Source organism: Inquilinus sp. (genome assembly GCF_057815775.1).
Map to the genome: position 1 here is coordinate 1 of NZ_JBYRFX010000799.1, position 8,570 is coordinate 8,570.

9 protein-coding genes and 1 tRNA gene are annotated in these 8,570 nt (G+C 68.6%); 4 read left to right on the forward strand and 6 right to left on the reverse strand.

What is annotated here, in order from left to right; translation table 11 throughout:
* Positions 1-299 precede the first annotated feature (299 nt).
* Positions 300-1,307 (reverse strand): iron ABC transporter substrate-binding protein, encoded by a 1,008-nt coding sequence (locus AC3XYG_RS28430; protein WP_489143244.1) that lies wholly within the window; start codon positions 1,305-1,307, stop codon positions 300-302.
* A gap of 337 nt (positions 1,308-1,644) precedes the next feature.
* Between AC3XYG_RS28430 and AC3XYG_RS28435 the strand changes: the two genes are divergently transcribed.
* Positions 1,645-1,908 (forward strand): hypothetical protein, encoded by a 264-nt coding sequence (locus AC3XYG_RS28435; protein ID WP_489143245.1) that lies wholly within the window; start codon positions 1,645-1,647, stop codon positions 1,906-1,908.
* 157 nt (positions 1,909-2,065) lie between these two features.
* Positions 2,066-2,326 carry a hypothetical protein gene (locus AC3XYG_RS28440; RefSeq protein ID WP_489143246.1) on the forward strand — a complete coding sequence of 87 codons (261 nt, stop codon included), beginning with the start codon at positions 2,066-2,068 and terminating at the stop codon, positions 2,324-2,326.
* Between the two features lie 51 nt (positions 2,327-2,377).
* Here AC3XYG_RS28440 and AC3XYG_RS28445 read toward each other — a convergent pair.
* Positions 2,378-2,454, reverse strand: a tRNA-Arg gene (locus AC3XYG_RS28445).
* 157 nt (positions 2,455-2,611) lie between these two features.
* Between AC3XYG_RS28445 and AC3XYG_RS28450 the strand changes: the two genes are divergently transcribed.
* Positions 2,612-3,031: an OsmC family protein gene (locus AC3XYG_RS28450; protein WP_489143247.1), complete on the forward strand. Its 420-nt coding sequence runs from the start codon at positions 2,612-2,614 to the stop codon at positions 3,029-3,031.
* 5 nt (positions 3,032-3,036) lie between these two features.
* On the opposite strand, the gene AC3XYG_RS28455 is transcribed toward AC3XYG_RS28450, so the two are convergent.
* The 3 genes from AC3XYG_RS28455 to AC3XYG_RS28465 are packed head-to-tail and all read right to left on the reverse strand — an operon-like array spanning position 3,037 to position 6,270.
* Positions 3,037-3,366 carry an Hpt domain-containing protein gene (locus tag AC3XYG_RS28455; protein WP_489143248.1) on the reverse strand — a complete coding sequence of 110 codons (330 nt, stop codon included), beginning with the start codon at positions 3,364-3,366 and terminating at the stop codon, positions 3,037-3,039.
* 8 nt (positions 3,367-3,374) lie between these two features.
* Positions 3,375-3,767, reverse strand: a complete 393-nt coding sequence (locus AC3XYG_RS28460) for a response regulator (RefSeq protein ID WP_489143249.1) — start codon at positions 3,765-3,767, stop codon at positions 3,375-3,377.
* Positions 3,757-6,270 carry a response regulator gene (locus tag AC3XYG_RS28465; RefSeq protein WP_489143250.1) on the reverse strand — a complete coding sequence of 838 codons (2,514 nt, stop codon included), beginning with the start codon at positions 6,268-6,270 and terminating at the stop codon, positions 3,757-3,759. Before AC3XYG_RS28465 ends, AC3XYG_RS28460 begins: the two co-directional genes overlap by 11 nt.
* A gap of 211 nt (positions 6,271-6,481) precedes the next feature.
* On the opposite strand from AC3XYG_RS28465, the gene ade reads away from it, so the two are divergent.
* Positions 6,482-8,188 (forward strand): adenine deaminase, encoded by a 1,707-nt coding sequence (gene ade, locus AC3XYG_RS28470; protein ID WP_489143251.1) that lies wholly within the window; start codon positions 6,482-6,484, stop codon positions 8,186-8,188.
* A gap of 7 nt (positions 8,189-8,195) precedes the next feature.
* On the opposite strand, the gene AC3XYG_RS28475 is transcribed toward ade, so the two are convergent.
* The coding region (locus AC3XYG_RS28475) for a cupin domain-containing protein (protein ID WP_489143252.1) at positions 8,196-8,570 on the reverse strand (375 nt) is incomplete at its 5' end.

Below are 8,570 nucleotides of genomic sequence, written 5' to 3' on the forward strand. Positions count from 1 at the left end.
GCGTCGCCGTCGCGGTCATCAGCGGCTGCGAGCGCCCGGGCAGCCGGCGCATGCCGGGATGCACGGAAAGCGGACGCTCTATCGCTGGCAAGGACGCGACACTCATGGGCATTGATCAGATCGGGACAATGCGGTGGCCGCATTCATGTGGAGTGTGCGGCGCGGTAGGTGATACGACGCAGCCTTCGGGTACAGGCAGTTCGCAGACATGCAAGCCCGGTTCGCTGGGGTCCGTCGAAATACGAAACTACCGGACAGGGGAATCCAGCCCCCCGTCCGGCCGTTCTGGTCTGCCGTGCTCAGAGCAGGCCGGCCTTGGTCATCAGCTCGGTGACCGCCTTGCTGTTCAGCTTGGAAGGGTCGACCCGCGGGGCCTGCAACTCGGGCAGCGGAACGAGCTTGGGATTGGATTCGGCGCCCTTGGCGACAGCATATTCGAAGGAGTCGCCGGTCTTCAGGATCGACTGGCCACCCTTGCCCGCGATCCATTTGACGAAGGCCTCGGCCTCGGCCTTGTGCTTGCTGGAGCCCAGCACGCCCGCGCCCGAGATGCTGACGAAGGCGCCGGGGTCCTGGCCGCGGAAATAGTGCAGCGCGACATTGCCGCTATTCTCGCCCGTCTTCGCCTGGTCGCCGAAGAAGTAGTAGTGATAGATTACCGCGCCTTCGACCTGGCCGGCATTGACCGCCTTCATCGCCGTGCTGTTGCCCTTGTAGGGCAGGTAGTTCTCCTTCATCGCCTTCAGCCAGGTAAGGGTCGCCGCCTCGCCCTTCAGCGCCAGCAGCGCGCTGACGATGGCCTGGAAGTCTGCGCCCGACGGCGACGCGCCCCAGCGGCCCTTCCAGGCGGGGTCGGCGAGGTCCAGCAGCGACTTCGGCAGCTTGTCGGCGCTCAGCTTGGTCTTGTCATAGGCGAAGACGGTGCTGCGCGCGGCGATGCCGATCCAGCGGCCATGCGATGGCCGGAAGGCGTCGGGCACCTGGGCCAGCGTCGCCGGGTCCAGCGGCGCGAACAGCCCGGCGCCGTCGACCAGCACCATGGAGGGCGAATTCTCGGTCAGGAACACATCGGCGGGGGAGGCGGCACCCTCCTGCACCAACTGGTTGCCCAGCTCGGTGTCGTCGCCATTGCGCAGCGTCACCTTGATGCCGGTGTCGCGGGTGAAGCCCTCGGCCCAGGCCTTGGTCAGGCTTTCATGCTGGGCGTTGTAGACGACGATGCCGTCGTCCTGCGCCATGACAGGGGCGCTCAGCAGGGCCACGGCCATCGCAGCGGCGCTGGCCAAAGCCGGTAGTGACAGTTTCATTAGAGCCTCGCCTGTCGAATTTACTTCAAAATCGGACGCACCATGCCGAGAATCGGAATGCGTCGCAATATCATTCGCTGCGACCGTCGTGGTGGTAACGAAATTTTGTCGAGGCGAAGCAAGCCCGGCCGGGCAAGAAAAAGCCCCGCGTGGGCCGCGGGGCGAGTCTTGGTGAGTCAGGGGCCGTTGTGGCCCGCGGGCAGAACACCACGGCGGCGGCGTTTACCGTAGATCAAATGATGCAACAGCACGGGAAAAGCGTTTCGAAAATATGGGGCGACGGGATTCTGTCCGGCAGCCGTGTAGGGAGCAGTAGAAACAGAAATGAGCCGAACAAATGATGTTCCGCAGCAAGATGGCCAAGGCCGCGCTTGTGGCCCTCGCCCTCTCGGTCGTGGCCCCGCTGGCCGTTTCGACGGCCGAGGCCGCGCCGAACAACTGGCAGCACCAGCAGCAGCACCACAAGTACGACAACCGCCACCACGCGCAGCAGAACTGGCGGAACCATCATCACGCCCAGCAGCAGCATGCCCATCAGCGCCGTGGCCATGACCGTCACAACGGCATGACCAACCAGGCCTGGCGCCGCTTCGGCAACTGACCTCAGGTCCAAGAGCCCGCCCCGGGGAACCGCGGCGGGCTTTTTGCTGCCCGCGGGCAGGGGGCGCCGATCGCGCGGTTATTTTGTCGCTCGGCCATCGCATTGACGATGGGCTGCAGCCACTCCAGGTTCTCCGATCTTTAAGACGGAGGATCCGATGCGGCCACGCACGCTCGCCACTGCGGCTGCGGCCATCCTGGCCCTGGCGGCGTGCAGCCGTGAGCAGACCGGGAACCAGGATTTCGTGACGTTCGGCGTCGTCCCGTTCCTGATCTCGACGGCCTCCGTCCAGTCGAAGGCGGACGCGCACTGCGCCCAGTACGGCCGCCGGGCCGCCCTCGCCGACGATTTCGGCATGACCATGAAGTTCGATTGCGTCGAGCCGGCGAAACCGGCCCTAGCGCCATTCGTGCCATAGCCGAAGCCGCGGCACAGCCGACCGAGCAATCAAGTATGTCTTGGAGAGGGGTGGCGCACTCGACAGGATTCGAACCTGTGACCTCCGCCTCCGGAGGGCGGCGCTCTATCCAGCTGAGCTACGAGTGCAAACCACGGACTCGGACCCGAGGGCCCGAAGCGGCGCGGACCATACTGCAAAGTTCCGGCGATGCAAAGCCCGGATTCGGCGTGCCCGTCCGGCCGGCTGACGGCCACCCGTGCCACTGCTAGGGTGCGCGACGAATCAGTTCCTGGAGCGATTGAGATGAAAGCCCGCATCACCTGGGTCGAAGGCCGCACCTTCGTCGGCGAATCCGGCAGCGGCCATGCCGTCGTGATGGACGGCGCGCCGGAAAGCGGTGGCCGCAACCTTGGCGTCCGGCCGATGGAGATGCTGCTGCTCGGCCTCGGCGGCTGCACCGCCTTCGACGTGGTGATGATCCTGGAGAAGGGGCGTGAGCCGGTGACCGATTGCCGGGTCGAGGTCGAGGCCGAACGCGCCGAGACCGATCCCAAGGTCTTCACCCGCATCCGTCTGCGCTACATCGTCTCCGGCCGCGGCCTGGACCCGGCCAAGGTCGAACGCGCGGTCAAGCTGTCGAAAGAGAAGTACTGCTCCGCCTCGATCATGCTGGGCAAGGTGGCAGAGATCACCGCTGAGATCGAGGTGACTGAAGCCGCCTGACGGGCTCACGCCCCGGCGATCGTCGCCTTCACCGCGGCCAGCCCGGCGGCGATCGCGGCCGGGTCGTCCGGGCCCGGGCCGCCGGCCCGCAGGCAATCCTCCAGGCGCAGTTCCAGGGTTGCCGCCGCCTGCGACAGGGCGGTGAAGCCCATGGTGCCGCCGGTGCCGTGCAGGCGGTGGACGACCAGCCGCAGCCCGGCCAGCGCCCCGGTGTCGCCGGCCTGCAGCGCCGCCAGCAGCGATTCGGCCTCGGCCAGCCGCTGCGGCAGTTCCGCCGCGAATTTCGACCGCAGCCGGTCGAGCTGCTGGCGGAGGGCGTCCGGGTCGGCGGCCATCCCCGGCCTCAGCCGCGGCGCCCGGCCCAGATGGCGCGGATCTCGTCGGACAGCGTCATCGGGTCGAACGGCTTGGAGATCACGTCGAGCGCGCCAAGGGCTCGGTAGCGCGCCACCTCCTGCGGCTGCACCTTGGCGGTCATGAACACGGCCGGCGTCGCCGCCGTTTCCGGCATCGCCCGCAGCGCCGCCAGGGTCTCCGGCCCGTCCATGCCGGGCATCATGACATCGAGCAGCAGCAGCTGCGGCGCGAAGGCGGCCGCGGCGGCCAGCGCGTCCTCGCCCGAAGCGCAGGCGGCGAGGACGAAGCCGCCCACCGCCTCCAGCGCGAAGCTGGCGACCGAGCGGATATCGGCATCGTCCTCGACATAGAGGATGCGGGTCAGGGCCTCATCGGCCATTGTCTGTGCCCTCGTTGCGGTCCTGGATCAGGCCGTTGATCAGCCCGATAATGGTGCGGTGCAGCTGCTGGTTGTCGGTGCGGCTCTTGACCAGCGAGGCGGAGACGGCACTGGCGTAGGAGCCGTTGGAATCCTGGGCCGAGAAGATCAGCACCGGCTCCCGCGGGGTGCGGGCATTGATCGTCTCCAGCAGGTCGAGGCCGGAGCCGTCGGGCAGCCCGACATCGATGATGACGAGGTCGTAGCGCCGCTCGGCCAGCCGGGCCCGGGCTTCGGCCAGCGACCGTGCCGGCACGATGTCGGCCTCGTCGCGCACGATGGCGCCGACCACCTCGATGACGTCGTCATCGTCCTCGACATGCAGGATGCGGGCCCGCCCGTCGCGGCTGCGCAGCGCCGCCTGGCGCAGCGCCACGCGCAGCCGCAGCTGTTCGATCGGCTTGTCCAGCCAGTCGACGATGTTGACCGCGTCGCCGTTCAGCTCGCGCTTGCCGTCCTGTGCGGTGGCGGAGACGACAACGACCGGCAGGTCGGCGGTCGTCGCGTCGGCGCGCAGCCGGCGGATCAGCGCGATGCCGTCCATCCCCGGCAGCAGCAGGTCGACGGTCATGGCGTCGTAATGCCCGGTCCGCGCCTTCTCCAGCGCGGTTTCGCCATCGCGGGCGATGTCAACCTGCCAGCCATCCTGCTCGATCATCAGGCCCAGCAGCGTCGCCACGTCGGGGTCGTCCTCGCAGACCAGCACGCGGCGGCGGCCCTGGCCCACGCCCTCGGTGGCCGACGCGATCAGCTCGGCCAGCAGCGGCAGGGTGAACCAGAAGCAGGTGCCGCCGCCCTCGGCCGGCTCGAAGCCGATGCGGCCGCCATGCCGCTCGACGATCGCCTTGGCGATCGACAGCCCCAGCCCGGTGCCGCCCTTGCGCCTGACGTCGCTGGCATCCGCCTGGGCGAAACGCTGGAAGATCCGGCCGCGAAATTCCTCCGGGATGCCGGCGCCGCGGTCGCGCACGCTGATGCGGACCTGGCTGCCGGCCGGCTCGATCGCGACCTTGATCACCGATCCGGCGGGCGAGAATTTCGCCGCATTCGACAGCAGGTTGTTCAGCACCTGGATCAGCCGGTCGGCATCGCCCTGCACCGGCAGCGGCGTGCCCTTCTGGGTCGTGATCCGGTACTCGACTTCATGCTGCACGGCATAGGCCTGGTTCGCCTCCACCGCCTGCTCGACCAGGGAACCTGCCTCCAGCCGGTCGTGCCGGAACTCCATCCGGCCGGATTCGATCTTCTCGATGTCGAGGATGTCGTTGACCAGCCCGACCAGCCGCTCGCTGTTCTTGTGCGCGATCTCCAGCAGTGCCTTGGCCTTGTCGGGCAGCGAGCCGGCGGCCCCGGCCACGATCAGGCCGAGCGAGCCGCGGATCGAGGTCAGCGGCGTGCGCAGCTCGTGGCTGACCGTCGACACGAATTCATTCTTCAACTGGTCCAGCCGGTGCCGCTCGGTCATGTCGCGCAGGATGCAGACCGAGATCTCGCGGCCGTCGCGCTCGAACACGCCGGTCGAGATCTCGGCCGGGAAGGCGCTGCCGTCGCGCCGGGTCACCCGCACCTCGCCGGTCGGGTGCGCGCCGCCGGCCAGGGCCGGCACCAGGTCGGAGATGTCGGTGCCGACCAGGCTGCGCGAGGTGGTGGCGAAGGCGGCGCCGCAGGCCAGGTTGGCCAGCTCGACCACGCCGTCCTGGCCGACCACCAGGATCGGGTCGCGGGCACTGTCCAGCACCGCCTGCATCTGCGCCTGGCTTTCCGCCAGCGCCCGGGCGGATGCGTCGCTTTCGGATTTGGCCCGTTCCAGATCGCGATAGCGCTTCTGGTCGGTCTGCACCTGGCGCGACAGGGCCCAGACCGCGACCAGGCCGCAGATCCCCGCCAGCACCGCGATGCCGGCCAGCAGCCAGATGATCCGCTGCCGCGTCGCATCGGTGGCGGCCTGGCGCTGCGTCAGCAGGGTCCGTTCGGTGGCCACCGCCATCTCGATCTGCTCGCGGAAGGCCGGCCCCTGGTCGGCGGCGTCGGACACGATGGCCCGGGCACCGTCGAGATCGCCGCGGCGGACCGCAGCGATGATCCGGTCGTTGGTGACCAGGATCTGCTCGACCAGCGATGCTGCGGTGTCCAGGCGCCGGACCTGGTCCGGGTTGTCGGAGACCAGCTTGCGCAGGTCCAGCATCGTGTCCGTGGTCAGCCGGGCGCCGTCCTCGGACACCGCCGCATCCTGCGGCTTGCCGCTCAGCACGAAGCTGCGGCTGTAGAGCTGGGACCGCGACAGGTACAGGCGGGCCTGGAAGATGGTGTTGATCACCTGGTTGGTGTGGTCGACCTGGGCCTGGGTGCGCTGGCTGTCCGCCAGGAACTGCTTGCCCAGCCATCCGGCCGTGCCGAAGAACAGCAGGAACCCAAGGATCGCCAGCAGCACGATGGATCGGACCGAGCCCAGAAATCTCTCCATTCCCACCTGTCTCCCCCGGATGGCGGGGCGGACCCGCCTGGGCTGGTGATAGTCCAAAACCCTCCCGCTGTCGCCAATGGGGGTCTAGCATCAAATACAATTCGCATAAAATTACATCTATTCCGGCTGTAGCCCACCCCCGGATCGGTGGGGAAAGCGGGTGCGGCCTGTCCCGATCCTGCTAGGCTGGCGCCCTGTAGGAGAAGATGCCATGTCCAGCACGACCGAACTGAAGGCCCGGATCGACCAAGCGCTGGGCCACGCGCCGGCGGATCTCGTGATCAAGGGCGCGCGCACTCTGGACGTGGTCACGGGTGCGCTGCTGGACGGCGATGTCGCGATCTGCGGTGACCGCATCGTGGGCACCTGCGACAGCTATTCCGGCACGGTCGAGATCGACGGCCGCGGCCGCATCGTCGTGCCCGGCTTCATCGACACCCATGTCCATTGCGAATCGACCCTGGTGACGCCGGCCGAATTCGACCGCTGCGTGCTGCCGCGCGGCACCACCACCGCGATCTGCGACCCGCATGAGATCTGCAACGTGCTGGGCGAGGCGGGCTTACGCTATTTCCTCGACGGTGCGCTGGGCACGGCGATGGACCTGCGGGTCCAGCTGTCCTCCTGCGTGCCGGCGACGGAGCTGGAGACGTCGGGCGCCCGGCTGGATGCCGCGGCGCTGGTGCGCCATCGCGGCCACCCCAAGGTGATCGGCCTGGCCGAATTCATGAACTTCCCCGGTGTGCTGGCCAAGGACGAAGGCGTGCTGGAAAAGCTCGCCGCCTTTCAGGACGGCCATATCGACGGCCATTCGCCGCTGCTGACCGGCAAGCCGCTGAACGCGTATCTCGCCTGCGGCATCCGCAACTGCCATGAGACGACCGGCGTCGAGGAGGCGATGGAGAAGCTGCGCAAGGGCATGCAGATCCTGATCCGCGACGGGTCGGTCAGCAAGGACGTCAACGCCCTGGCGCCGATCATCTCGGCCGAGACCTCGCCCTTCCTCGGCTTGTGCACCGATGACCGCAACCCGCTCGACATCGCCGAGGAAGGCCATCTCGACCACCTGATCCGCGCCGCCATCCGCCGCGGCGCACCGGTGGCCCATGTCTACCGCACCGCCACCTGGTCGGCGGCCCAGGGCTTTGGCCTGCGCGACCGGGGCATCGTCGCACCGGGCCGCCGGGCCGATCTGGTGCTGCTGGACGACCTCGAGGACTGCGCCGTGTCCCAGGTGATCAGCGCCGGCCGCATCGTCGGGCCCGACATCTTCGCCGGTCGCGCGGCGCCGGCCCCGGTCGGCCTCGGCTCGGTCCGGCTCGACCTTGTCATGACAGAGGATTTCCTGGCCCCGACCTCCGGCCCGACCGGCCCGGTGATCGGGCTGATCCCCGGCAAGATCATCACCGACGCGCTGGTGGCGACGCTGCCCTGGCGCGACGGCTGCCGCCATCCAGACCCGGACCAGGACATCCTCAAGATCTGCGTCTTCGCCCGGCACGGGGTGAACCGCAACATCGGCCGCGCCTTCGTCAAGGGCTTCGGCTTCCGCGGCGGGGCGCTCGCCTCCTCGGTCGGGCATGACAGCCACAACATCTGCGTCGTCGGCGACAGCGATGCCGACATGGCGGTGGCGGTGAACCGGCTGATCGAACTGCAGGGCGGCTTCGTCGCCGTGGTCAACGGCCATGTCGTCGGCGAGATCGCGCTGCCGATCGCCGGCCTGATGAGCCTGAAGCCGTTCGAGGCGATAGCGCAGGACCTGCTGGCGCTGCGCCGGGCGGTCCGCGCGATGGGCTGCCCGCTGCCCGAACCCTTCATCCAGCTGGCCTTCCTGCCCCTGCCGGTGATCCCGCACCTCAAGATCACCGACCGCGGGCTGGTCGATGTGGACCGGTTCGAGCTGATTGCCGCTTAGAGACCGATCACCCGTGATACAGGGCCAGCCAGACCGTCGGCTGGTCCGGGTCGGTCCAGGCGACGCGGTGGCGGGCATGGGCGGGGATCGCGACCCAGTCGCCGGGCCGCAGCAGCCGCGGCTCCGGCTCGCCCTCGAACTGCAGCCCGGCGCCGCCGCGCAGCAGCACCACCCATTCCGCCCGGTCCTGGTCGTACCAATGGCCCGGCGGGCTGGCCTGGCCGGTGGAGACGATGCGCTCCAGGGTGAAGCCGGCCGCCTGCAGCAGGGGAATGAACTGCTCCTCGGCCGCGTTCTGTGGCAGGGCGTCGAACAGGTTGCCGGGGGCAGGCCTGGTCACCGCTTCCCCGGTCACAGCTTCAGCCGGGTCGCCGCGGCGGCA